General features: G+C 30.7%; 26 protein-coding genes and 1 pseudogene. 6 read left to right on the plus strand and 21 right to left on the minus strand.

What is annotated here, in order from left to right:
* Nucleotides 1-5 precede the first annotated feature (5 nt).
* Nucleotides 6-1,913 (minus strand): endonuclease MutS2, encoded by a 1,908-nt coding sequence (locus tag KPL50_RS10930; protein WP_216298500.1) that lies wholly within the window; start codon nucleotides 1,911-1,913, stop codon nucleotides 6-8.
* A gap of 579 nt (nucleotides 1,914-2,492) precedes the next feature.
* Here KPL50_RS10930 and KPL50_RS10935 point away from each other — a divergent pair.
* From KPL50_RS10935 to KPL50_RS10945, 4 genes and pseudogenes are all read left to right on the plus strand, one after another.
* Entirely contained in the window at nucleotides 2,493-2,813 is a 321-nt protein-coding gene (locus tag KPL50_RS10935) for a hypothetical protein (RefSeq protein ID WP_216298501.1), read from the plus strand.
* A 12-nt stretch (nucleotides 2,814-2,825) separates the two neighbouring features.
* A pseudogene (locus KPL50_RS27885) lies at nucleotides 2,826-2,909 on the plus strand (hypothetical protein); the annotation flags it as partial.
* Entirely contained in the window at nucleotides 2,907-3,293 is a 387-nt protein-coding gene (locus KPL50_RS27735) for a leucine-rich repeat domain-containing protein (protein WP_375372915.1), read from the plus strand. The pseudogene KPL50_RS27885 and the gene KPL50_RS27735, both read left to right, overlap by 3 nt.
* Before the next feature lie 76 nt (nucleotides 3,294-3,369).
* Entirely contained in the window at nucleotides 3,370-3,942 is a 573-nt protein-coding gene (locus KPL50_RS10945; protein WP_216298502.1) for a hypothetical protein, read from the plus strand.
* 195 nt (nucleotides 3,943-4,137) lie between these two features.
* Here KPL50_RS10945 and KPL50_RS10950 read toward each other — a convergent pair whose 3' ends face one another.
* The 4 genes from KPL50_RS10950 to KPL50_RS10965 all read right to left on the minus strand — a co-directional run bounded on the left by KPL50_RS10950 (nucleotide 4,138) and on the right by KPL50_RS10965 (nucleotide 12,316).
* Nucleotides 4,138-5,985: an ABC transporter ATP-binding protein gene (locus tag KPL50_RS10950; protein WP_216298503.1), complete on the minus strand. Its 1,848-nt coding sequence runs from the start codon at nucleotides 5,983-5,985 to the stop codon at nucleotides 4,138-4,140.
* Between the two features lie 15 nt (nucleotides 5,986-6,000).
* Entirely contained in the window at nucleotides 6,001-7,803 is a 1,803-nt protein-coding gene (locus KPL50_RS10955) for an ABC transporter ATP-binding protein (protein WP_216298504.1), read from the minus strand.
* Between the two features lie 586 nt (nucleotides 7,804-8,389).
* A complete protein-coding gene (locus KPL50_RS10960) occupies nucleotides 8,390-9,202 on the minus strand; it encodes a hypothetical protein (protein WP_216298505.1) in 813 nt (270 codons plus the stop codon).
* Between the two features lie 84 nt (nucleotides 9,203-9,286).
* Nucleotides 9,287-12,316, minus strand: coding sequence for a DEAD/DEAH box helicase (locus tag KPL50_RS10965; RefSeq protein ID WP_216298506.1), 3,030 nt, complete (start codon nucleotides 12,314-12,316; stop codon nucleotides 9,287-9,289).
* Between the two features lie 273 nt (nucleotides 12,317-12,589).
* Here KPL50_RS10965 and KPL50_RS10970 point away from each other — a divergent pair, with 273 nt between their 5' ends.
* Both KPL50_RS10970 and KPL50_RS10975 read left to right on the plus strand, forming a co-directional pair.
* Nucleotides 12,590-13,495 carry a chemotaxis protein gene (locus tag KPL50_RS10970; RefSeq protein WP_216298507.1) on the plus strand — a complete coding sequence of 302 codons (906 nt, stop codon included), beginning with the start codon at nucleotides 12,590-12,592 and terminating at the stop codon, nucleotides 13,493-13,495.
* A complete protein-coding gene (locus KPL50_RS10975) occupies nucleotides 13,467-13,640 on the plus strand; it encodes a hypothetical protein (protein ID WP_216298508.1) in 174 nt (57 codons plus the stop codon). The genes KPL50_RS10970 and KPL50_RS10975 overlap by 29 nt, the downstream gene beginning before the upstream one ends.
* A gap of 3 nt (nucleotides 13,641-13,643) precedes the next feature.
* Here KPL50_RS10975 and KPL50_RS10980 read toward each other — a convergent pair whose 3' ends face one another.
* The 16 genes from KPL50_RS10980 to KPL50_RS11055 all read right to left on the minus strand — a co-directional run bounded on the left by KPL50_RS10980 (nucleotide 13,644) and on the right by KPL50_RS11055 (nucleotide 25,458).
* Nucleotides 13,644-13,787, minus strand: coding sequence for an ABC-ATPase domain-containing protein (locus KPL50_RS10980; protein ID WP_216298509.1), 144 nt, complete (start codon nucleotides 13,785-13,787; stop codon nucleotides 13,644-13,646).
* A 42-nt stretch (nucleotides 13,788-13,829) separates the two neighbouring features.
* A complete protein-coding gene (locus KPL50_RS10985) occupies nucleotides 13,830-16,088 on the minus strand; it encodes an AAA family ATPase (RefSeq protein ID WP_216298510.1) in 2,259 nt (752 codons plus the stop codon).
* A gap of 6 nt (nucleotides 16,089-16,094) precedes the next feature.
* Nucleotides 16,095-16,697: a TetR/AcrR family transcriptional regulator gene (locus KPL50_RS10990; RefSeq protein WP_216298511.1), complete on the minus strand. Its 603-nt coding sequence runs from the start codon at nucleotides 16,695-16,697 to the stop codon at nucleotides 16,095-16,097.
* A gap of 202 nt (nucleotides 16,698-16,899) precedes the next feature.
* Nucleotides 16,900-18,192, minus strand: a complete 1,293-nt coding sequence (locus KPL50_RS10995; protein WP_216298512.1) for an FtsW/RodA/SpoVE family cell cycle protein — start codon at nucleotides 18,190-18,192, stop codon at nucleotides 16,900-16,902.
* Nucleotides 18,183-18,524, minus strand: a complete 342-nt coding sequence (locus KPL50_RS11000; protein WP_216298513.1) for a PadR family transcriptional regulator — start codon at nucleotides 18,522-18,524, stop codon at nucleotides 18,183-18,185. The genes KPL50_RS10995 and KPL50_RS11000 overlap by 10 nt, the downstream gene beginning before the upstream one ends.
* Nucleotides 18,525-18,828: 304 nt before the next feature.
* On the minus strand, nucleotides 18,829-19,167 hold the full coding sequence (locus tag KPL50_RS11005) for a GNAT family N-acetyltransferase (protein WP_375372916.1): 339 nt from the start codon (nucleotides 19,165-19,167) through the stop codon (nucleotides 18,829-18,831).
* Between the two features lie 47 nt (nucleotides 19,168-19,214).
* Nucleotides 19,215-19,838, minus strand: a complete 624-nt coding sequence (locus KPL50_RS11010) for a class I SAM-dependent methyltransferase (protein ID WP_216298515.1) — start codon at nucleotides 19,836-19,838, stop codon at nucleotides 19,215-19,217.
* Entirely contained in the window at nucleotides 19,828-20,115 is a 288-nt protein-coding gene (locus KPL50_RS11015) for a GNAT family N-acetyltransferase (RefSeq protein WP_216298516.1), read from the minus strand. The genes KPL50_RS11010 and KPL50_RS11015 overlap by 11 nt, the downstream gene beginning before the upstream one ends.
* A 23-nt stretch (nucleotides 20,116-20,138) precedes the next feature.
* Nucleotides 20,139-20,348, minus strand: a complete 210-nt coding sequence (locus KPL50_RS11020) for a hypothetical protein (protein WP_216298517.1) — start codon at nucleotides 20,346-20,348, stop codon at nucleotides 20,139-20,141.
* A 29-nt stretch (nucleotides 20,349-20,377) separates the two neighbouring features.
* Nucleotides 20,378-21,262, minus strand: a complete 885-nt coding sequence (locus tag KPL50_RS11025) for a radical SAM protein (protein WP_216298518.1) — start codon at nucleotides 21,260-21,262, stop codon at nucleotides 20,378-20,380.
* Between the two features lie 152 nt (nucleotides 21,263-21,414).
* Nucleotides 21,415-21,573: a GNAT family N-acetyltransferase gene (locus KPL50_RS27030; protein ID WP_253200569.1), complete on the minus strand. Its 159-nt coding sequence runs from the start codon at nucleotides 21,571-21,573 to the stop codon at nucleotides 21,415-21,417.
* 113 nt (nucleotides 21,574-21,686) lie between these two features.
* Nucleotides 21,687-22,676, minus strand: a complete 990-nt coding sequence (locus KPL50_RS11035; protein ID WP_216298519.1) for a DUF5673 domain-containing protein — start codon at nucleotides 22,674-22,676, stop codon at nucleotides 21,687-21,689.
* 186 nt (nucleotides 22,677-22,862) lie between these two features.
* On the minus strand, nucleotides 22,863-23,123 hold the full coding sequence (locus tag KPL50_RS11040; RefSeq protein WP_216298520.1) for a DUF2651 family protein: 261 nt from the start codon (nucleotides 23,121-23,123) through the stop codon (nucleotides 22,863-22,865).
* 26 nt (nucleotides 23,124-23,149) lie between these two features.
* Nucleotides 23,150-23,695 (minus strand): GNAT family N-acetyltransferase, encoded by a 546-nt coding sequence (locus tag KPL50_RS11045; protein ID WP_216298521.1) that lies wholly within the window; start codon nucleotides 23,693-23,695, stop codon nucleotides 23,150-23,152.
* Between the two features lie 468 nt (nucleotides 23,696-24,163).
* Nucleotides 24,164-24,979, minus strand: a complete 816-nt coding sequence (locus KPL50_RS11050) for a GNAT family N-acetyltransferase (protein WP_216298522.1) — start codon at nucleotides 24,977-24,979, stop codon at nucleotides 24,164-24,166.
* Between the two features lie 236 nt (nucleotides 24,980-25,215).
* Nucleotides 25,216-25,458 (minus strand): hypothetical protein, encoded by a 243-nt coding sequence (locus tag KPL50_RS11055; RefSeq protein WP_216298523.1) that lies wholly within the window; start codon nucleotides 25,456-25,458, stop codon nucleotides 25,216-25,218.
* Nucleotides 25,459-25,630: the final 172 nt, after the last annotated feature.

A 25,630-nucleotide genomic window follows, 5' to 3' on the forward strand; every position in this document is an offset into this window, starting at 1 on the left:
CCCTTTTAGTTTTCCCTACTACTTCTTATTTCCTTTTGAATCTTTTTCAATGCCTTCTTCGATCCCCTCTCAAGGTCTCTTTCTAATTTTCGCTTTTCATAATCCACAAATAATACATTGAAATCATAATCCTCTGGGTATAAATCTTCAGCCTTCAGCTCTAGTTTTATCCTTTTTTCGTTTACCTCTAGGAAGTCATCTTTATATAACACTGTTATATTATTAAGGGTGTTCACTTGCTTATAAACAATGGCAAAGTCCATATATTCCATAAGAAACACCCTATCACCTATTTTGTACTCATAAGTTTTGCTGCTAATAATATCTTCTTCATCTTTTTTCTTTTTAACCTTACTATCTTTTATTAAATCTAAATTGTAATTCTTATCCTCCGCATATTTTTTTGCTTTTTCAAGAATAGAATCTCTTATGCCCATTTTCTTAGAAATCCAAAGTGCATTACTCTCTCCTGATTTGCCTGTAATTAACTTGTACAGAGGCTCCAATGTATCATTTTCAAACTGCATTGCTGCATTTTCAAAGTCACTATGCCTTTTGGAAAAGTTTTTAATTTCTCCATAATGAGTGGTGGCCATTATAATGCAGCCTTTATGATAAAGCTCTTCGAGTATTGCAATAGCAAGACCGGCCCCTTCATTAGGCTCAGTTCCACTTCCTATCTCATCACATAATATTAAAGAAGATCTATTGCTACTATTAATTATCTCTGCTAAATTTTTTACGTGTGAAGAAAATGTGCTTAAGGAATTTTCTATGCTTTGATCATCTCCTATATCTACAAATATCTTTTCAAACACAGATATTTCAGTGCCATTTTTAGCTGCAATATGAAGTCCTGATTGTACTGCTAACGTTAATAGTCCAACAGTTTTTAGAACTACAGTTTTACCACCGGCATTAGGCCCTGTTATTATTAAAGCCCTATAATTTGTTCCAATGTTAAAGTCTAGTGGTACTATATTCCCTTTTAATAGTGGGTGCTTGCCACCAGCAATATTTATATATCCATAATCATTAATTTTAGGCTTTATTCCCTCTATGGCTCTACTATATTTAGCCTTAGCAAAAATCATATCATACTCTGCTATTGCTTCTATATTAATTTTAATTTCCTTTGAATTATCAAATACTAATCCAGTTAAATGCGATAATATTTTATATTCTTCCATGCCCTCCTCAGATTTTAATACTACCAACTCTGCTGTATTTTTTGATATAACACTTGGCTCTATAAATACTGTGCACCCTTTAGATGAAGTTTCTACAATTGTCCCTGGCACCTGATTTTTAAAGGCTGCCTTTATAGGAATTGTATATCTACCATTTCTCTTGCTTACAAAAAATTCTTGTATATAAGTTTTATTCGTACTATTTTTTAAAAACTTCTCTAATTGATCTTGTATTTTACTTTCTGCATTTTCTATATATCTTCTGATTTTTTTAAGCTCTTTACTAGCATTTGAATCTACTAAACTACCTCTTATAGAAAATTCAATTTCTTCCTCTATGGATTTAAATTCTGTAATTGAATCCCCATAACGGCTTAAAGTAGGAGCGTACAACTCTTTTCCCTTCATAAAATCTTTAATTTTCCTACAACCTCTTAAAAAGTTACAAAGCTTTGTTAACTCCTCTGGCTCTAATATTGCTCCTTTTTCCATGTTCTCAATAATATTTTTTATATTGAATATTCCTTCTAATGGAATGTGCCCAACCGTATCTAGTAAGGATCTTCCCTCACTAGTTTCGCTTAGCCTACTCTCCACAACTTTTAAACTTGTGCTTGGCTTTAACCTATCTATTAGATTTTTTCCTAGTCCGCTCACACAATAAGACTTTACTATTTCCTTTAACTCATTATATTGCAATTTATTAAAAGTATTTATATTCATTTTTATCTCTCCTCATAATGAACTTGTTGTTCAATGAAGATACAAATTCCTGGATAGATTTCATTACCACTCTCTGTATAGGAATGGTGTTAACTTATTTTACAAATATTTTTATTTATTTGCAAAATAAAAAAGCCGTGGATACCTCCACAGCTAAAAATACGTAACTTCATAAAGGATAGAACAAACTATCTTTTATTAGTATAACGGTACTTTGCGGAATTGTATCTTCATAGATCCTACTAAATAAATCCATAACAAATAAAGGTATACTACACCCCTTTTGAATGATTTATTTAATTGTAAAATTTAATCTATTTGGATACTAACACGCTCATAAAGCACCTCATTCTTTTATTTTAACAAAACCTATCTAATACTATTTTATTACATTTTCATATGTATTGTCAACTACTAAACTTGCCACAATCTATTATTTAAAGGAGTGAAAATTTTATATGAATAATAAAACTTCAACTATTGCTAAGTTTAAAAGTTAAAATTATTTATGTTATAATAAGAAATGTTTATTATAGTAATATAATTCATTAATAGGTAATATTAAGGAGTTAGAGTTGTATGAATAAATCTAAACTATTTAGTAACACACACATTAAAATTATTTTAATTGTTCTTGTATTTGTAGGCGCATTCTCAATTTTTAAGTATAAAAAATACTATGAAGCCAATGTAATAAGATTCAAAAATGAAAATTTTGAAAAGTTAGTCAGAATGACTATTCGCAAGCCTAAAGGATATATCTTTAAGAAGGACTTAGAAAACATAAAAAAGTTACAAGCTAGTTTCGGAAAAATATCTGATTCATTCCATACAGCTATACCATATAAAATCACCGATTTAGATGGAATACAATATTTTAAAGATTTGGAAACTGTATGACTTGCAAGAAATGATATTACCGATATATCACCCTTAAGTAATTTATCAAAGTTAAAACAACTAGATTTATCATCAAATCTAGAATTAACAGATATATCGCCATTAAGTAAGTTATTAAATTTAGAGTATCTAAATATATCTTCAATTAAAGAATTAACGAATATAAAGGCCTTAAGTAAATTAACTAAATTAGAATATTTAGATGCCACTAACAATAAGATTAAAGATGCAACCCCCTTATCTACTCTTCCTAAAATAAAGACATTGAGATTATCAATTAATGAAATCGAAGATATAAGCAGCCTAAATAAATTATCTAGCTTAACAAATTTGCAATTAGGAGCAAATAAAATCAAAGATGTAAGACCTTTAAGCAATATGACTCACTTAAAAATATTAAAATTAGAAAAAAATCCTATAGATGATTTTAGTCCTTTGGATAATTTGAAATCCGTAAAAATTAGTAAAGAAATACAGTAAGCTTTTGTTCAAAAAAACCTTGCCACTCACCACGTGGATGGAACCTAATTATTTATAGGTGAAAGGATGATTCCATATGAATATCACAATCTCACAAGACAAAATCGAATATTTTCTTAATAACTACTTTAAGCAATTATGGTTTAAATTTTTTATTTTCCAAGAGATAATTTGGATTTTAGTTTGTTACTTTGAGCACTACTACATATTAAGTTCTATAATACTGTCCTTTGTAATTATTATTAGCTCTTTTCTTACTTCTAAGTTTCTTCACAAAGAAAACCTAAAACTCATTGTGGAATTTTATGGTAAAAACAATATAAGATTTAAGGCTAATAAAAAATCCAATAAAGAAATAACTTTAATATGTAACCTTAAAAAATTTAATGGTCCGACCTTTGGTGCTCTTACTTTAAATTCTAACTCATTAATGTTTACACCCTTTAAAGAAAACCTTAAAAACGAAAAATTTATTGTAAATAATATTAAAAATCCTAATGTTCATATATCTGTTGTTAATGTAATGAATTCCTTGATTAATAAAGTATTTTTCAAAGGGAATCTATGCTGTTTAGAGCTTAAATTTGATGATAAAAAGTTTGTATTACAAATGCCTAAGGATGATTCAATTAAATTATTATTTGAATAGCTGAATAACAAGAGGAGTATGTTAAAACTTGGTGTCAGCATATAACTAGGATTTAGACCCTATTCAAATTTTTAATATAAAAAGAGCTAAAGTTTATTTTATTAATTTAAAATAAGCTTTAGCTCTAATTTAATTATGCACTTGCCATTTGGATTCCAGCAGCACCTTCAACTTGCCACGTGGGTGGCACCATTCCTAGGAAACCACCGCTTTGCTTTCCTGCTCTTTTTCCTCAAGCAACTGATTTGTATATAGGGTATAGTAGTAACCTTTTTTTCTTAGCAATTCTCTGTGAGTTCCTGATTCTGTTATCCTTCCATGTCTTATAACAAGAATTTTATCTGCAGATACAATGGTCGAAAGTCTATGGGCAACCACAAAGCTAGTTCTATCTGAGAGAACTTTTTCTATAGCATCTTGTATCATTCTTTCTGTTTCCGTATCTATAGAGGAGGTAGCTTCATCAAGAACAAATAGTGCTGGATTGGCTACAATTGCTCTAGCAAAGGATATAAGTTGTTTCTCTCCTGTGGATAGGTTTCCTCCGCCCTCGCCAACTTCTGAATCGTAGCCTTTTTCTAGTTTACTTATGAAACTATGAGCATTTACAAGCTTTGCTGCATTTTCTATTTCATCCTGCGTTGCATCTAGCTTTCCGTACATAATATTCTCTCTAATATTTCCACTAAATAAATGTGGACTTTGAAGCACATAGCCAATATTCGATTGAAGCCACAATAGAGATCTTTCTCTATAGTCTTTTCCGTCGATTAATATTTCTCCACTACTTGGCTCATAAAATCTACAAAGTAAGTTTACTAAGGTACTTTTTCCAGAACCGGTTTCTCCAACTAGTGCTATAGTATCACCTCTTTTAACTTTTAGGTTAAAGTTTTGAAACACCTTTTCTCCGTTTTTATAGGAAAAACATACATCTTTAAATTCAATATCTCCATATATTTCTTCAAAGTTTTCTGTTTTGGGATTAAATAAATCTCCATACTTCTCTATTACATCTTTCTTGTCCCATATATCTGGCTCAGTTTCTATTAATGTTATTATTCTTTCTGCGGATGCTTGTGCATTCTGAAGCTCTGCAATAGTTCCTGCTAGCTGACTTACAGGGTCAAAAAACTGTATTGTATAAGCTATAAACATTACAAAGGTACCATAAGATAGCGATTGTGATATAACACTTTTCCCTCCTATCCAAAGAACAAAACCTGCTCCTACACTTCCTAATGATATAACAATTGGAAGAAACAGAGCAGAAAACATAGCTGCTTTCACAGCAGATTTTCTCATATTGCCTGCATCATGCTTAAACTCTTTTAAGTTTTCTTCTTCGCGAACAAGGGTTTTAGTGGTTTTGGCCCCAGATATCCCTTCACTAAAATCTGCAGTTAATTGTGAATTTAATTTTCTCACCACTCTATAGGATTTCAAGATTTTCTTTTGAAAAAATATTCCTATTAAAAACAACAGTGGCACCACACCCATACATATAAGGGTTAGACGTACATTACTATAAAGCATCACTCCTATAAATCCAGTCATCATAACTAGCGCCCATACCATGTCAATGAGTCCCCAGGATATTATTTCACTAAGCCTTGCTACATCCGAGGTCATTCTTGCCATAAGCCATCCCACTGAGGAGTTATCATAATATGAAAAAGATAACTGCTGAAGCCTTTTAAACCCAAGCTTTCTTATATGATAGGCCAGGTGGGTTTCAATCTTACCTGCATTTATTATAAATAGTCTTACATTTAATGCTTGAAAAACAATTATACAAAAGTAACCTATTGCAAATGTAGTAAGCCCGTCTGTTGTTTTCTTCATTATAAAATTATCAATGGCATACCTTGTGAGGAGTGGCATTACTACATCTATACCTGCTACACCAACCATTAAGAAAGCCAAAAATATAAGTCCCTTTTTAAATTCTGTAAGGTACTTAAAGAGTCTTCTCCATATACCTATATCTATTTTTTGTGATGATTTATTCTCTACTAATTTATTTTCATCTATTCTAGACATAATATCACTTCCCTTTTACTCATTACATACCTGCTTTTCATCATCTAAAGCATCTAATGATGTCTGTATTTCCCATATCCTTTTATATATACCATCTTTTTTAATAAGCATTTCATGAGTTCCTATGGTTTCAATCTTGCCATGGTTTAAAACTATAATTTTATCCGCAGCCATAACTGTTGAAATTCTATGAGAGATTATGAAGGTAGTACTGTTTTTACTTTTCTTTTTAAGTTCTCCCCTTATAACTCTATCCGTTTCAGCATCCACAGCACTTAAGGAATCATCAAATATCAATATTGGCATATCCTTTATAAGTGTTCTTGCTATGGCAACCCTTTGCCTTTGTCCTCCCGATAAGGTAACACCCTTTTCTCCAACGATGGTGTCATACCCCTTTTCAAAGGAAGTTATAACATTATGCACTGCAGCTACGCTTGCTGCATTGTGGATTTCTATATCTTTTGAGTCTATCTTTGCCATTTTTATATTTTCCTTTATAGTTCTTGCAAAGAGGAAGGGTTCTTGAAGCACTATTCCAACATTATTTCTCATATGCTTTCTTTCAATATCCTTAAGCTCTACTCCATCAATTTTTATTGAGCCACTATCATAGTCATAAAGTCTTAGTAAAAGATGCACCAGGGAGGATTTACCTGAACCCGTTGGTCCAACAATAGCCACTGTTTCACCTTTCTTTACTGTAAAACTTATATCTTTTAAAATTTCATTATCACTCTCGTATTCAAAGTTTACATTTTCAAAGCTTATTTCTCCTTTAACTGTTGGCTTTAGTGCTTTCCCATATTCCTGCTCCACTGGCGCATCAAGAATATTTGTTATCCTCTCAAGGGAAACTGACATTTTCCCCATATCGGAAAGTATTCTACCCAATTGTCTTACAGGCCACAATAGCATTCCTTCATAAGTGTTAAATACAACCAAAGTACCCAAGCTTATTTCTCCATTAACTGCAAAATATATGCCTGATACTAAAACCAGACCAATTTGAGTCATACAAAGTATATCTGATGTAGACCAATAAGTTGAAAGCAGTTTTACTAATTTATAATTCAAATCCCTATATTTCATATTTTCTTTTTCGTACTTTTCGATTTCAAAGTTTTGTCTCCCAAAAGCCTTTACAACCCTAACTCCACTTAGATTCTCTTGAAGTACTGACGTTAAAGCTCCCTCTTGTGCATCAGCTTTTTCAAAGGTATTTTTAATTTTATAAAAAAATACATATGAAAATATAAATATAACTGGTACTATCACCATTGCTATAACGGTCATCTTTTTATTAAGTGACAACATCATTATAACTGCAAAGGTTACTATAAAAAATGCTCTTCCTATTTCCACCATTTGCGCCGCAAAGAATTTTCTAACGGTGTCCACATCTGAAGTACATCTTTGAATTAAGTCCCCTGATTCTGCTTTTACATGATATTCATAGGGTAGATTCTGAATATGATCATATAGCTTCACTCTCATATTCCTAGCAATGTTTTCAGCTGCCTGTGCGGAAAGTTTCCCTCTTAAAAATAGGAATACACCTCTTACACAGGTCAATATTACAAGACTTAAAGAACATATCCATAAATTCCTAAAAAGTACGCTTGTTCCGCCTACCATCATCACTATTTTTTCTATAGCTTTCGGAACCTCCAGTGGTTTATTTCCTATTACAGAATCTATTGTTACTTTTATAATCATAGGCTCTAGCATTGCTATGAATGTAGCTGCTGCTATAGAAAGTATCGCTGCAGTATATAATAATCTATTTCCCTTAGTTAACTTTAAAAGTTTCTTCATATAATCCCCCTCCTTGTGACCCGCCAAAGCTGATATTACTTATTGTACATTTTCTACTTCTTAAAATGGTTTTACTATATTTTTCGAAAACTCAAGTGTAAAAATTAGAAACCCAGCCCCTAAATTTTCTGTAATCGTGTTTTTTAATCATCTTTGTATCACTCCTTCTTTTTAATAGAATAAAAAACATTTCACAATAAAAATTAAAAAGCCGAAGAATATATATCCTACGGCTTTTTAACATATGATTAGCTTTTATGGGTACTTGTATTTTTACATAGAAGTTTCATAATCACTAATAAAAAAAGCCGTAGGCACACAACCTCCAGCTTAGATAATTAATATAAATAACATAATTAAATAATATTAAAAATCCGTACCAAGATCGTGTTTATATAATTCATTTAAATTTACCATAGTGTTCACAATATCTAATGTAAATCTTCTATTTGTAAGCATGGTCACGACCTCCTCTTTAATATTAGTTGTTGCCAACGAAATAATTATATACCACAATTACATATTTTACAATGTAAATTCCGAAAAAATTCAGATATGTCTGAAAACTTATTTGTATCTATTTTTTTTACTTTCCATCTATAACTTTTCTAGTCTCTTCTTCAGCGTTACTATAAGCCTTCCTCATTTTATATCCAAACTCATCTTCACTAATGCAAAAGTCTGGAATGCCCAATGTTTTTATAACTCCATGCTTAACTTCAGGTGATACATAAGAAAAAGACATATTTAATACCTCTTCATCCATTATATTTGATTTTTCAAATTCTCTTTTCAAATCCAAAATAGTTTTTTTTGACTTAAGTTGTTTTTTTACTTTTCTTTTAAGTACATCACTTTCGCTACCACTTCTTAAAATCCTCAGGCCTTTTAGGAATTCTTCTTTATCCATGCCTCTCAGTTTTAAAATCACAAAGGGATCTTTATCAAATTCCAATCCAAGCAGGTAATGAACTGCAGCTATATGTTTGCATGGATTTGCAGCATCCAGACATGAACACTGAGTTATTAAATGCATTTGTTTTTTAGGAAAAAGAGAAACTCCAGCTTCCTTAAAAGCTTCCTCTATATTTTCTGGCATTTCTCCATTTAAAATCATGGCACAAAATATCGCCTTTTTTGCCATAACATTCATAATGTCTTTCCACTGCTCTTTTGAAAAAATATCAATCTCCATATTTACTTCATAAGGCTCCACCTTACCACCCTGAACTTCTGCAATGATTTCTCCCTTTAAAACTTCCATACTCAGTACATTGCCAGCTCTAGCATATTCACGCCCTTTATCAATTCTCGAACTTACAGTAAAACTTGAAATTGCATTATTCCATTTTTTAGACCACCAATTAATACCAAATTCATTTCTTATTCTTCCAGTCACAAAGGTTACATCTCCTTATTGCTATCTATAAGTGCATTAATAATCCACTTTAACTGCTATCTCATATCTGCCAATCGTAGACTCTTAGCTTTCAACTATACTATCATGCTCTAATATAAATAATTCTTTAAGCTCTTCATTGCTCATTTCTGAAATCCAGTTCTCATTTGTGGAAACTACACTTTCAGCAAGTGCCTGTTTTCGTTCTAGCATTTCATCTATTTTTTCCTCTAGTGTTCCCATACAAATGAATTTATGCACATGAACATTCTTAATTTGCCCTATTCTAAAGGCCCTATCTGTTGCTTGATTTTCTACAGCAGGGTTCCACCATCTATCAAAATGAAAAACGTGATTAGCTTTTGTAAGATTTAGCCCAAGTCCTCCAGCCTTTAAGGATAATACAAACACCATAGGCTGAGCATCGTCATTTTGAAAAATATTAATCAGTTCTTCTCTTTTTTTTCTACTGGTTCCTCCATGCAAAAATAATGTTTTCACATTGAGTTTTTTCTCGATTTCTGCTTGCAAAATATGTCCCATTTCTGCAAACTGCGTAAATACCAGGGATCTATCCCCTTCTTCTATAACAACTTCTAGCATTTCGAGTAGCCTTTCAAGTTTTCCAGAACGGCCTTCTATTTCACCATTGTCCTTTAAAAACTGCACAGGATGATTACAAATTTGCTTAAACTTTGTTAAGGATGCAATAATCAAACCTCGCCTCTGCATGCCTTCAGAACTATCAATTTTATTTAAGCAATCATTTACTACAGCTTGATATAGTGTAGCCTGTTCCTTAGTTAGTGGTGCATATTCCTTAGTTTCGATTTTTTCCGGTAAATCTTTGATAATATTTGCATCAGTTTTAAGTCTACGTAATACAAAGGGGGAAATTATTTTTCTTAGTTTACTACTTATTTCAGGATCTCCATCTCTCTCAATAGGAACTGCAAATTCACGCCTAAAGGTTGACCAATTGTATAGATATCCACTATTTAAAAAGTCCATAATAGACCATAAATCTGAAAGTCTGTTTTCAACAGGTGTTCCTGTTAATGCAATCTTATACTCTGCTTTTAGGGCTTTTATATGTTGAGTTTGTTTAGACGTGCTATTTTTAATATTTTGAGCTTCATCTAATATAATTCCTGCCCATTCTTCCCTTTGAAATAGACTCTTATCCCTTACTATTAGCGCATAGGTTGTAATAACCACTTCATTTTTATGTATTTCCTCGCTAAAGGTTTCATAAGTCCACCTGCTATTTCCATGATGAATTGCAGTTTTAAGGTTAGGTGCAAACTTTTCAATTTCTTTTTCCCAATTTCCCACAACGGAAGTAGGACATATTATCAAGGTAGTTTTATCTGTTAACTTATTTTCTCTCTCGTAAAGTAAAAGGCATATGCTTTGTATTGTTTTTCCTAGCCCCATATCATCAGCGAGGCAGGCACCTATACCATGATCCCGCAAAAAAGTTAACCAGTAAAAACCTCTCTTTTGATATTCCCTTAACGTCCCACTAAATCCTGATGGAATATCAACTTCTTCTATACTATTAAGATTAAATAATTTCTCAAAAAAATGCCCTACAGCTTCTTGATTGTCTATATTATCCACACTAATTCCAGGAATTATTTCCTCATCACTTAAGTTAAGTCTTAATAATTCTCCAACAGGAATTTTCCCATTTAAGCTTTTGCTGATTTTCATCTTGGAAAGTGTTTTAATTTGATGTATATCAACTTGTACCCACTGACCTCTTAATTGAATAAATGGTACCTTTAAATTTGAAATCCTATCAAATTCTTTCTCACTTATCTCACTTCCATCTAGTGCTACCTTCCAATCATATTCAAGAATAGTATCCATATTAAATGTACTCTTTGTTGCTAAATTAGTATTTGTGCTCTGGTTTTTATCCTTTAATTTAACTGAAATTTTTGATGGCTTTTTCCACCAAGCAGGTGCAATAATTCCAAAGCCTTTTTCCTTTAAAAAGTAAGCTGATTCTTTTAAAAATGAATAAGCTTCCTCCATTGATAGCTTGCACTCTACAGGTACTGCATCGTAAAGACTCCTTTCAATTGGAATAAATACTTTTGATGCAACTGCTAAATCCTCTAGAAGCCGTTCTTGGGGATTATTAAATTTTTTATTTAAATAGGTTATAGTATCCAAAGATTCCTCAAATATCATTTTTGCTGGTAGCATAAGACTAAGATCATCTTTTGCTTGAAGCAAATATTCAATTGTCCAATCCTCGCCCCGGCTTGGTGGAACAACTTTGAAACAAGTACGAAACTTAAAATTGTTGTTTTTAATTTTTAGTGGTTCTATCCATTTCTTATACTCATTTAGCATTTTAATCTGATCACTAGTATCAACAGGTATCTCAGGTAATTCTGAAAAAAGAGAATGTATCCAAGTACTTCCCAAGCTACTAAGCCCTTCCTCTGAGTAATCAGGATCTTGGTTTATTTCACTAGAGCTCCATCTCACCATACTATCAATCATAGAATCCATAAAATCACTTACAAGTTTCATCGTATTTGTATATTTAAATTCCTCATTCTCCAAAATAAAATACGCCTTACAATCTGTGGGCATATTACTACATAGCGCCTTTTTTTTATCAATATACTCTAAGTCGCTTGTGTGCCATCTCCACCTAGAATTTACTTTTTTGTTAACCCTATCAATGGTTAAAGAAGGCAAATATTTATGTTTTATAATTAGCTCAGCTGTAAATTTTGCCACTGTAATCCAAAACCTTAATTCCTGTGACAGCTCTACCCCCTCGGGGCGTTCTCTATCTATGTTTAAAATCCTATGAAATGAATCCAATTTACTAAAAGTAATACCTCTAATTTCTCTCTTAACAAGTTGACTTTTTATAGCATCATATTTATATTTTCCACATTTTATCTCAAGTGCTGGACTATTAATTTTACTACGTAGTTCTGCGACTGAAACCATTCCTTCATATAATGGGGGTGCATTTTTAGGTGTTCTGCCTCTTCTTATACACTTAGTCTCCCCACCTTGGCCCCACAATATAAATGTGTGCATGCCTTCTATAGTTTCTATCCATCCGCCATTTAATATCATTTAACTTCACCCTCTAATAATGCCGTTAATATTTTACTGCATATTATAGTTTACCATATTTAACACAAAAATTTCACTTTTATATCTTGTTTTATTATTTTAAATTTGACTTGACCAATAATTTCATCCTTTTCACATTTAAAAGTAAAGTTGTTGAGGTTTTGTTCGAGATATAAAATATATACAATTTTTTTAATAATTATAAATTAACTTAATTATAATTTATTCTTTTATGGAATTTAAGTTTATAACCATTTGAAAGCGAGGTAACATATGAATAATAATATACTATTAGAATCCGGAACTGGTGAGCTTGAGATATTAGAATTTGTGATAAATAATAAGCATTATGCAATTAACATTATAAAAGTTAAAGAGGTAATAAACGCCACTAACTTAACGAAACTACCTGATTCACACCCTGCCATAGCAGGCCTTACACTATATAGAGATAAAATAATAACGTTAATAGACTTAAAATATGTTTTAGAAAAACAACATAAAAGTGAAGTTGAGGCAAAAATCATTCTTTGTCAATTTAATAAAATTGAGGTTGCCTTTAGTATTGATAATATTGTAGGTGTCCATCGTATTAAATGGGACAAGATAACTAAGCCTGATGATATATCTGTTAATTCACTAGTTATAGGGAATATCGTTTTAAGCAATAAAATAATATTACTTCTAGATTTCGAAAAAATAGTTACTGATATAAGCCCATCTACAGGAATTAGTGAAGATAAAATTGTTGATATAGCTTATAAAGACAGATCTAATGTTAAACTAGTCCTAGCTGATGATTCTCCACTGATTAGAAAATTATTAAAGGATACTCTTATTAAGGCTGGTTTTAATAATTTAAAGATATTTGATGACGGAAAGCAAGCCTTGGATTATCTGTCTGATTTAGTCGATCAGAAAAAAGAAAAATTTATGGAGGATGTTCACGTACTTATAACAGACATTGAAATGCCACAAATGGATGGTCATACACTGACAAGAAAAATTAAAGAACATGGCATTCTTAAAAAACTGCCAGTTATACTTTTCTCCTCGTTAATAACAAGTGATTTAAAACATAAGGGCGAATCTGTTGGAGCAGATGCACAACTAAGCAAGCCAGAAATAGGTGAGCTTGTAACTTGCATTGATGGATTCACTAGTAATTCTCATAAATAAAAAAACATTAAACACTATAAATGGTTTTTCAGCCATTGCTCATTTAAGACATTCTACCTTTGGTGAGAGTACTGCTGTGGATGGTAATATATACGAAAGATCAAAACAATGCTTGAAATTAACAGTGAGGGTTAATAATTATTAACCCTCATGCAAAAGGGGTACCTTGAACATGCTCTATGCTAAGTGTATAATTTTCGAAATCATATTCTACCTCTAAATCCTTATAAAGCCTATAGCTTTTTCCATCAATTCTGTCTAAATCTTTTTTTAATGCTTCTGAATTTTTCATATAACTCTCCCCTTATGTTCCTAAAATAATTTTCACTATATTCTATAAATCTTCATGGCTTTGAATTCCTACTGTTATCAATTTGCTTATATGCCCTGTATAATAAAGGGATAATTTGTGTAAAGCTCTTGTGCTTGCGATATACAATAGCTTTTTGTCATCCTCTGTTTTATAGTTTTCATTATTTGTTTGGTAGATTATAACTCCATCAAATTCCAGACCTTTTGCCATATAAATAGGAACTAAAACCACCCCTATGCTGGTATCATCTACGCTCTCATTTAACAATGTAGCCCCAATGCTTTTTCCTATACTTTCAAAAAGACATTTAGCTTCACACATGCTTTTACATATAATAGCTATGGATTCATATCCCTCCTTTTGATACTGCGCAACTCCCTTAATGATTTCAAATTCCATTTCACTATTACAGGAGTTCTTATGAATTTCAGGAACATCCTCGTGCCTATCAAAGCTTTCAATTTCTACATTGGCATCAATGAATTGGGAACTAAATGTATTAATTTCATAGGAACATCTGAAGCTCTTAGTCATAAAAACTGTTGTGGTCTTTTTCTTACTGAGAATAGTTTTTATGTCATGATATATTGTTAAGTCAGCATTTTTTTCGATGGTTTGATTAATATCACCCATTATGGTGTATTTAGCATTAACATATAAATGTTTTAATACTTCAAAGTGCAAGGGGTAGTAATCTTGTGTTTCATCCACTACTACTTGTTTTATATCTTTATAACTGTTCCCTCCAGACATTTTGAGTTTTAAATACAATAAAGCAATCCCGTCTTCATAACATAAACTTCTATCTTGCAAATTGCAATTTGTATAGTCCAAAATTTGTTCAATGTTAGAGGGCAGTTCTATTCCTTTTGATATACGATAAAACAGTTCCTTACTTTTAAAAAGTTTCTTATACAACTCTGCTACATCTAATCGAGTAAATTTATAGATTATTCTTTGAAGCGTTGCACTTTGTTTTACAGATAATAATCGTGCAAATGGCTTAATTTCAAACCTATGCTCCTGATAATTACTTGCAAACTTTTCAAGTTTAGGTAGACGAGTTTTTCTTGATTCTTGCAATTTTTTCATAATACGCGCTTCTATAATTGATAATCTTTTTTCTAGTGGCATATTCACCTTATTGTAATGGATTAACTCTGCTTTTAACAATTGCCTATCAGCAATATATTCACCATTATAATATACATCACTAATTTCAATTATCCTGTGCTCAAAGTAGTTTAAGTAAACATCCAATATTAAAATAAAGTTCTTGGAGAGTTTAAATTCCATACCTGATTTAAGTAGTTCCTTTTCTGCCATGCTACCCGCAGTTATAATTTTTTCTAACAGTGAATTTCTACTTTTTATTTCTATTCTACCTTCAAAAATATCTGTAAAAATATCCTCAAATGTAAGGGTTGAGACATTTTTTTCCCCAAGCTCTGGGAGCACATTAGATATATATTTATCAAACAGACTGTTAGGTGATATAAGCACAATATTATTCATGCTAAGTTTCGAGGTAAGCCCCTGATACATCAAAAAAGCTACTCTATGCAAAGCAACCGATGTTTTTCCACTTCCTGCAACTCCTTGGACTATGACAAGGTCATTTTCAATATCTCGGATAACCATATCTTGTTCCCTTTGAATTGTTTCTACTATGGATTTCATTTTAGAAGAAGTATTTCCAGATAAGACTTTTTTTAAAATATCATCCATTATATTTACACTGGAGTCAAAAAAATATTGTAATTTGCTATTTTTAATTTCATATTGCCTTTTCAAGCTAACTTCTCCAGTTACTTTCCCACAAGGTGCTTGATAACTCACCTCACCAATTTCATATCGATAAAAAATACTTGATATTGGTGCTCTCCAATCATAAATATATGTATCATAGGTTTCATCATTTATCAAACTTGCAATACCAATATATATGCTTTCCTTTCCATACCGCTTCTCATAAAAATCTATTCTAGCAAAATAAGGTGATATTAATAGTTTTTTTAACTCTTCTATCCGTTCTTCCCTTGCCTGATAATCAAAAGTCTGAATAGCCAATGGATTAAGATATTGAACAGTTTCGGAATTCTTATCAAAATCATCTGCTGAATGACAGGTATTTTCATACATATCACGTCTTGCTGCAACAAGCTTTTGCTTGTTGCTTAAAATTTTATTTTCTTCATATTCTAACTGTTGTGCAATGACAGACAATGTTTCTTCCAAATAAATATTCTCTTGTTGTAGATTTTCCTCATAATTATCCATAGAAAATTACTCCTCCTTTGACAATAATAGTTCAAACATAGATTTTGCTGTACTCGCAACATAGATTTTAAATTCACCCTCATCAGATATGAGGGAACGCCTTGCAATATAAATAGAAACTTCTCCCTGCATATAGGCGTGTACAATATGCAGTACATTTCTAATCTTATCCCTTTTAGGAGTATACTTATATAAATCTTTCCAGATAGTTTCAATATTCTCTACAAGATCATCTACAACTTTTACTGTTGCTATTTCATCACCCTTAGGTCTTTCTCCACCAATAATTTCTACCCATGCAAGACGAAACCAACCTTTATTATTAATATAGAAGTCTACAAATTCATTGAAAAAACATAGCAATTTTTGATCATAATTATCTACTACTGAGATATGCTTCTCAATGTTCTCGGAAAATTTTTTTAAAACTTCTATATGTGCTTCCCATAGCAAATCATCAAAAGAGCCGAAATAGTTATAAAGATTTGTATGGGCACATCCTAGGTTACGAGCTATTTCTCGTAAATTAACACTTCTGATATCATCTCTATTTCTCATTAACTCAAGTGCAGCATCAATTGCTTGCTCCTTTGTAATTCCCTTTTTCATGAATAAAACCTCCAAAAAAATCTAATTACCACTGGTAGTTACCATCGGTAATTAGATTTTAAATCATATAGATTTGTAAGTCAAGTTATTTTATTTCTTCACTAGTGTAGTTTGCATTTTTGTTATATATAATGCAAAACTAATTAATTTTCATATATACAGGTTCTTTAGCAAAAGAAGTAAGTCTTAGCTTTTACCTTAATTAATTAGATAAACTCCTCCTTCTATACACACTCATAATAATACCTACAGATAGCATATTTATTAAACCTAAAGAGCCGCCATAACTTATAAAAGGAAGTGCAATTCCCATAATAGGAAATAAATTTACATTCATTAATATATTTGATGCAAATTGAACTATGAATATACTAATAAGCCCACTTATTAGTAATCTTCCATAATTATCTCTAACATATTTCGAAATATGCAGCATTCTATATATGAAAGAAATAATAATAGTAATAATAACAGCTGCTCCAAGCCACCCAAAAGTGTGTACTATATAATTAAATACAAAGTCAGATTGCAGCTCAGGTACTCGTAATAGTTTTTCATTTGCAGAAAACCCATGTCCGAAAATTCCAGATGTATGAGTTATTTTGTACATCTGTACACCTAAATATCCAGCTCCTTCTGGATCAGAGAATGGGTCTAAAAAAACCAAAAATCTTTTCATTCTATATATTTCTAACCAAGAATAAAATAGAACGCAAAAGGTATTAAGTGCAACAATATAAATTGCATATCTTTTTTTCATATTAGATTTAAGCGCTAAAACTATAAATGCAATAAAATAAAACCCACAGTAACTTAATCCTCTAGCAGAAAACATCAAAAACATTGGAATACCCAAATACCCTGTAGCTTTAATTAAATTCATTTTTTTGTTCCAGTCATACTTATTAAATATACCTGCAAGTGCAATTACAAATACATACAAACTAATTGCTTTAATATCAATTGTAAAGCTTCCTATACTAATAAAAAGAGTTCCATTTATATAATTGCCTATAAAAATTGATAAGATAAATAAGAAACACATTCCTATAAAAATATAATTAGAATACTTTTGAATTTTTCTGTAGTCAAAAAAATATAATACTACTATACCTGCTGTACCAATAGCAGCATATAATAAACTGTGATTAAATAAATAATCACTACTTTTATACGAGCTTTTATATTGCATAAGATACATCAATGCAACCCCTGTATTTACAAGTACTATAGTTAAAAGTAATGTAATCCAATCTGGTGTTCCTTTATGTGCTATGTTTAGCTGCTTACCTACGATACCGCTATCTCCCATTCGCGAAATTGCCTTACTTCCTGCCTCTTCTTGTGACATTCCACTTTCAGTGTACTCATCTACGATATCCTCAATGTGCGATGATAACTCCTCTTTAATCTCTTTATGAGCTTCTTTATATTTCACATAAGAACAAACATAATCTACATATTCATTGATTTTAGAATTATCTCCTACCCCCATACTATAGCCTCCCCTAACATTTTATCAACGGCAGAACTAAAAGTTGTCCATTCTTCTTTTTTTCCCTTTAAAGATAATATACCTTCCTCAGTTATCTTATAGTATTTTCTTTTGCGCTTTCCACAGCCTTCATCCCAATATGCCTCTACTAATCCTTTTGCCTCTAAAGTATGTAGAATGGGATAAAGTGTCCCTTCTTTTAATGTAAATACCCCATTTGATTTCTCTTCCATTTCTTTTATCATCTCATAGCCATACATTGGTTTTTTATCAATTAATTTCAGAATAAGAGTTACCGTACTCCCTTTTAAAAGTTCATTATTTATTGACATGTATTCGCCTCCCTCATATATTATTAGCTGTTACCATTTATACCTATATTTCATATGCATCGACTTCCTATGTATTATCATAACACTGTTCCACATAATGTCAATAAGCATCAGAATTTTTATTTTCTAATGCTTATTTATAGATTTTCTCGGAAGAATCAAGAAACTCTTGGTGCCTTTCAGATATTGGTAATAATCTCTGTTTAGATAATTCTATATCTGATTGAATCCACCAGGTAGCTATAAATTATCTTCCAGAGCCTATGATTCTTTTAATTACCGATAGAAAAAAATGCTAATTAACTTATTTATCACCAAACTGTCTATAAAAGTGAATAGTTTGTACTATTTCAAAGCCTAGTGATTCATATAAAGCAATTGCTTTAGTATTCCATTCTAAAACACCAAGCTGAATAAGCTTGGCCCCTTGGCTTAATGCCTTATTGATAGCAAACTGAGTAGCTTTCTTTCCATATCCTTTTCCTTGATAAGATGGGGTAACCATTATAAAGTCTAAGTTTACATCTTCTACAAATATAGATGCAACTAGCTGTTCATTCTCAAATGAAACATATATAAAATCCTTGCTTTTCAATCTATTTTCTCTATCCTGCCGGCTAGCTGGAATTAAATACGGTTGTATATCATTTTCTTTATCTTCAACTTTAAAATTTCTTACATTTCAAATCTCTACCTTTCTTCATTTTTTCTTGCTTTCATAAGAAACAAAGAATAATTAACCTTTTGGTCTTCTATAATCTTTTCACCATAAAAAAAGGTATTTGCTTCTATATCTTTAAAACCAGCACTAACTAAAACATTTTTCAAATCCTCTTGCTTAAACCCATTATGTCCATCAAAATCTGGATATTTCTTATGAAAGCTACCATCTTCTTTATCCAAATCTACTATACATAAATAACCATCATTGTTGAGTAATTCATAAAAAGTGTTTATTATAGTCTCGATATCCTGAATATGGTGCAATACCATAGAATTATAGATAACATCAAATTTCATATCTATTGAATTTCCGCTTAATATATCTAAATGATAAGGAAACATGTTATTTACTTTGTATTTATCAATCTTAGATTCCAGTATATCTATCATTCCTTTTGATGAATCAACAAGCGTAATATTTTTAAATTTATCATAAAGGTTAAAGCTTACAAGTCCAGTTCCAGACCCAAACTCCATAGCAGAATAATTTTCATCAATAGCAATGGATTTACTTATCTCATTTGCAATTATGTTTGCTCTTTCAATTCTTTCATCAGTATCCCAAGTTTTAGCGTAATTATCAAAACTCATTGTGTGCCCCTCCTAGATTTACTTTTGGATTTTTATATCTCATCCTTATAAAATCATATACAGCTCCATCGCATTCTTCACTATTTTCGTAAGCAAATTCAAAACCACTTTTTTCATATGCTTTGAAGGCTCTTTTATTGAAAGAAATCACGTCTAATAAAACATATTCTCGATTATAATTATATTTAGCAAGTACAAAGACCAAAGCTTGTGAAATTAATTCTGGTCCGTAGCCTTTTCCAGTAAGATCTGGTCTCATCCCTTGACCATAAAACATATCCCCTTGCTCAAATGTATTATCTAACCCTCTGGCAAATCATTATTATATAATGTTACCTCTGCAGCCACGTCATTATTTTCATCTAAAACTGCATACATATCACTCCAATTATTTGGGTCTAATAAACAGTCATCATTTTCATAATTATAGATAGAATATTCTCCCTCATATTTCCAAGTGTGAATAATACTCGCATATTCTAAATTCATGTTAATAAATCTATATTTCATTTGCTTGACCCCCTTTTAAACTATGGAGATTAAAACAAACTTAATTGCTCTACCTCATATGGTCTTTTATAACCCTCTATAATATCCTTCATTTTATATAGTATATTTGCTTTGTCACACTCTGATTTAAAAATTTGCCATAATTCATTTGCCCTTTTTGAACGACACTCGTAAGAATATCCATATTCCTTTATATACTTCTGCGTTGTGCCATAAAAGTGTTCGTCAAGTTTTTCAAAGAAATGTTCTCTTTGATTTTGTCTAAGTGTTACACCAAAGGCAGGATAAATAAATCTTGCTCCATTTTCCTTTGCCAGGCTTATAATCTTTAATATATTTTCATCACTATCTTCAATAAACGGCAGTACAGGCATTAGTAATATCCCTGTGAAAATGCCTTTAGAAGAAAGCTTATTTACTGCTTCAAATCTTTTAGATGCCACAGCTACATTAGGTTCAATCTTTTTACAAAGATTATCGTCTGAAGTTGTAACAGTAATTTTAATAATGGTAGGTGAGTGGGTTTTTATCTCTTGCAGCATATCTATATCCCCTGTTATAAGTTCACTTTTTGTAGCTATGGAAATACCAAAGTTATATCTATTTATTAATTCCAATGAACTTCTAGTAAGCTTATATTCTGCTTCAAAAGGGTTATATGGATCTGACATTGCGCCTGTTCCTACTACTCCTTTTTTACGTTTAGATTTAAGCTCCATATTTAATTTTTCAATAGCATCAGCCTTTGCACGTACAGTATCAAAATCTTCAATTTGGTAACATTCACTTCGGGAATCACAGTAAATACATCCATGACAACAACCTTTATATATATTCATATTGTAATTTATTCCAAACCAATTATCATTATTACTCCAAGGCGATAGTATTTGTTTTGCTGGGATAAACTCCATTGATATCAATTCCTTTCATTAGTGAAATGCATTTACTATTAATTTTACATCTTAGTGTTCCGACTTAACTCACACTAAGAAATATGTTCAATTTCCTTTTCTAATTCATGAATTTTTGTAGATAATCCCCTTAGTTTTAACCCAATCATTTTTTAATAAATCCATATATACACATCTTGGTAGTCACCTGTCCTACTATCAAAATATCCTTGTCTAATTACCCCTATTTCTTCAAATCCCAATTTTTTGTAGAGGCTCTGTGCTTTCTTATTGTCTAACATTGTTGTGAGTTCAATTTTATTCAAATTCAAAAATCTAAATATAAAGTCTACAAAATGATATAGCGAGTCCTTTCCATAGCCTTTCCATATAATACTTTAATTCTAAATCTATATACCTAAGCCAGTTAGTAGTTATTTAAAGTTCACTCTATACTTTTGCCAAATTTATTTATAAATTCCGAATCTTTATATCCTTTCTCTATAAAATAACTTTTTCTCTTGTTATCGCGTATTATTTCAATTACATGTTCTTTTTTAGATATATAAACTTCTGTTGTATCCCCATTTAATTCATAAAGTATAATTGAATATGGGTATCCAGTAATAAAACTGTATTTTATATTTTCAAAGCGAATCTTTCTTACATGAAATGAATTAAGATAACTCCTTATTTCCTTTAACTTATCTTCTTTTGATGTTGAAGACATATCATAAGGTGACCCCTCAGCTTTATGTTCTCCCTCATACATAACGATTACAGAAGAAGTCTCCCCATGATTAAAAGTTTTCTCTAAGATATCTCCTAGGGCTTTAGGTTGCAGTAAATTATACACTCCATATATAAAAATCATTGTTAAGGAAATTAATGCTAACGATAACCCTATTTTAATGCTTTTAGTTGGACATATTTTATCCTCGTTAACCACATTATTTATATTATTTAATTTATCCTTTTGTACATTTTCTAACTCTAATTTAGAATTATACCCTATATTAAAAGTCACTTTAGATATTTTACTATCCTTGTTATTCTTAAAATAACTAAGTACCAATGATTTGTTATTTTTTTTATAATCCAAACTATTAATTTTATCCCATGAAATAAATCTCCCTTTTATGAAGAAGCCTTCCTTTAGAATAAAATTATACTCATATAACCAAAACCCTCTACCCATTAATATTATTGCTAAAAAAACATTAATATTATTTTTCTCTAAAAATGCTAGTGTTATGAGTATTAACCCTGTAATAATTAAACATAAATACCCAAAATTTCTTTCTTCTATCCTTTTTCTATATTGAAATCTTCTTGCTACAAGTATTCTGTAAAGAAAATAGTATATGCTAAATAACAAAAACATTATTGGAAACGAAAAATACCATAATGGTAAAATATATTCTTTAAAATACATGTACATCCCCCCATAACTATATTTAGGAAGAATTACTCCCTCCTAATCTACAATCCCGACATATCCCATCTACTCTAATAACTAACAGATATCCTAGCATTTTTACAGTTGCTTATGATGGACTTTTAGAAAAGTGTGTATCAACTATTAACGGTGCTTACTACTAATCAGACCGTAAAATGCGACTTATTTTTTAATTACCTTAATAATTAAATCCGCCAAAAGTGTTCCAAGTTCCGCTATACCTGTGTATATAAAACAATATATAAGAAAAGTTGAATTAAATACTGCAAAGGTTAGAATTAAAGTCACTGTAAAGATTGCACCTAATATTATTAACCTTTTCATTGATATTAACTGTGCTACCAAGCCTACGCAAAAAGCAATAAGTGGCAAAGTTAATAACGTTAAACCCATAGGGTCAATACTTAATAACATAGCACGCATGATTATTCCCCATTCCCCCTGTTCAGCTAAATATTATATTCATAATCAAGAATTGAGTATACGAATGAATCTCTCCATTTTCCTTTTTGTAATTTATGCTCCCTTAATCTACCTTCTTTTATCATCCCTATCTTCTCCATAACCTTCGCTGATGCAATATTATCTGGATGGCATGTAGCAAAAATCCTATGTAGATTTAATTTTTCAAATCCAAAATTTATAATTGCATCGGCTGATTCATAGGCATATCCATTTCTCCAGTATTGATTATCATAACAATATCCAATGGAGCCTTCCTTATTATTAATATTTGTGACATGTATCCCACAACCACCGATTAGAATATTATTTTGCTTTAATACTACTGCAACTTCATAATCATATCTTGGTTTTAAAGTTTGGTAATCAATAACCTTTTTCAAGAAAATTTGTGTACCCATTTCGCTATTGGGTCCAATTGGTAGATACATTGTTACCTCTGGTTTTGAAGCATATGTATGAATAGACTTAAAATCATCTTCATTAAATTCTCTTATAATAAGCCTGTCAGTTTCTATCGTATTGAAAAACATATAATTACACCTACCTATTTTCTATTTTTATAAACATTCTTTATTAGATTAGTTTGTTATAGTTTACCAGTTTATTGATAGTGACAAATTATTTGAGTTGTTTTGAAAAAACAACTGTATCTTCTATTGCTATGCCATCATCATTAAATTCAACTTCTAGGAGGGCAATCTCGTTTAATTTGCATGAATTTTATTCAAGTTATTTTTACAATATCTAAATGCTTTTATCATATTATCGTCACTTAATCTACTGGCAATTGTGCAATGTGGGCTCCAATTACCAGAAAGATAAAATGAATTTTCATTTTTATTGAAATTATATCTAAACTTCCATATTCTCTTGTTATCGCGCATTATTTCAATTACATATTCTTTTTTAGATATATAGATTTCTGTTTTATCCCCATTTAATTAATAAAGTATATATACGATTTTATATTAGATAATGAATATTTTCTAATACAACATCTAAAATTCGACTATAAGCACTTCATACTCTTCTGTTTTATAAAATCCAATTTTTTCGGCTATTTTAACAGACGGTAAATTTCTTATCCAACTATCCCAATGAGGTATTAAGTTTCTTTCAACACATTCATTAATAAAATTTACTGCAAGGGCCGTTCCGACACCTTTCTTTTGCTCTTCTTCAATAGTCTCGATACCGATTCCACAATGATTTTTACTAACAAGTTCAGCCGTACACCATGATATTAATCTTTTATCATTAACCGCACAATATCCAAACCCATTTTTAATAAACCCATCAACAGTTCCCCACATTCCCGATAACTCTTCTTTTAGGAATTTAAGATTTCCTAAGTTACTGTCGTTAAGTATTTCTTCGTTAATAGCTTTAATTTCACATGAATGATTTTCTAGAATTTTATTATCAAAATTCCCTATATCATATCTATATAAAACTCTTTTACCTTGATGAACTGTTAAGTCATAAAATGTATCTAACATTGCATTTTTCCATAAATCTGATGTATAAGAAATTTTAATACAATCATAGAATTCTTTTTTTAAACTTTCAGTTAATATATTTTCTTTTATGTAATTAATACACTTATTATATTCTTCATAAGTAGCCGTCTCTCCACCAACGTATAGTACAAAGTTACCCCTATCAAAAATTACATATAACTCTGGATTATTTAAGCTATCTAAGTATATTTCTCCTGGTGTATTTCCTTCAATAACTGATTCAAAAACAAATTTCTTACTATTTGAACTAAATACTTTTTTTGCTTTTTCAAAATTACTATCTACTTTATACATGATATCCCCCTTTAATTTTATACTAACGGTCTTGGAATATTTTGTAGTATACACTATAAATAGCATATACGGCGTATAGTAAGTAAAAATAGCCTTAAGAGAGCATTTTGCATTTTTATTGAACTATAAATCAAAAGTGTACTGCAATCATAATATACCAAATAACAATTACATATGAAACCGAATAGTCAATTGTTTTGGTTTTTATCATTATATTTAGTGAAACTTTTATTGAATTATTTGTTTCTGAAATTTATATTCCTTATAATTAGAACACATGAAAATATTATTACCAGTATAACTCCAGCAAAAGAAATAACTCCAAATAGTCTATAAATCATCTGTGTAAATGCATTTGCACCTGAACCGCCTCCAAACATTGTATATGTTGCATTGAAAAAAGATGGACTCTGTAGTAATGTAAGCATAAAACTTCCTAAAATACAGAATACTAATTTTATATTTTTTGTATTATTCATTTAACTTTTCCCCTCCAAAGTTTTTATTGACTTGGAAATAATTACACAATATTCTACTGAGACACATAAAATATTTATCTAATTATAGCATTATTACTATAAATTGGATTAGCGCCCAGAGCAAAGAAATTAGTTCCCCATTCCCCTAGAAGCCAAGCTCTTTCGCACATAT

It is taken from the genome of Clostridium sp. CF012, assembly GCF_018861755.1.
Classification (GTDB): domain Bacteria; phylum Bacillota; class Clostridia; order Clostridiales; family Clostridiaceae; genus Clostridium_AD.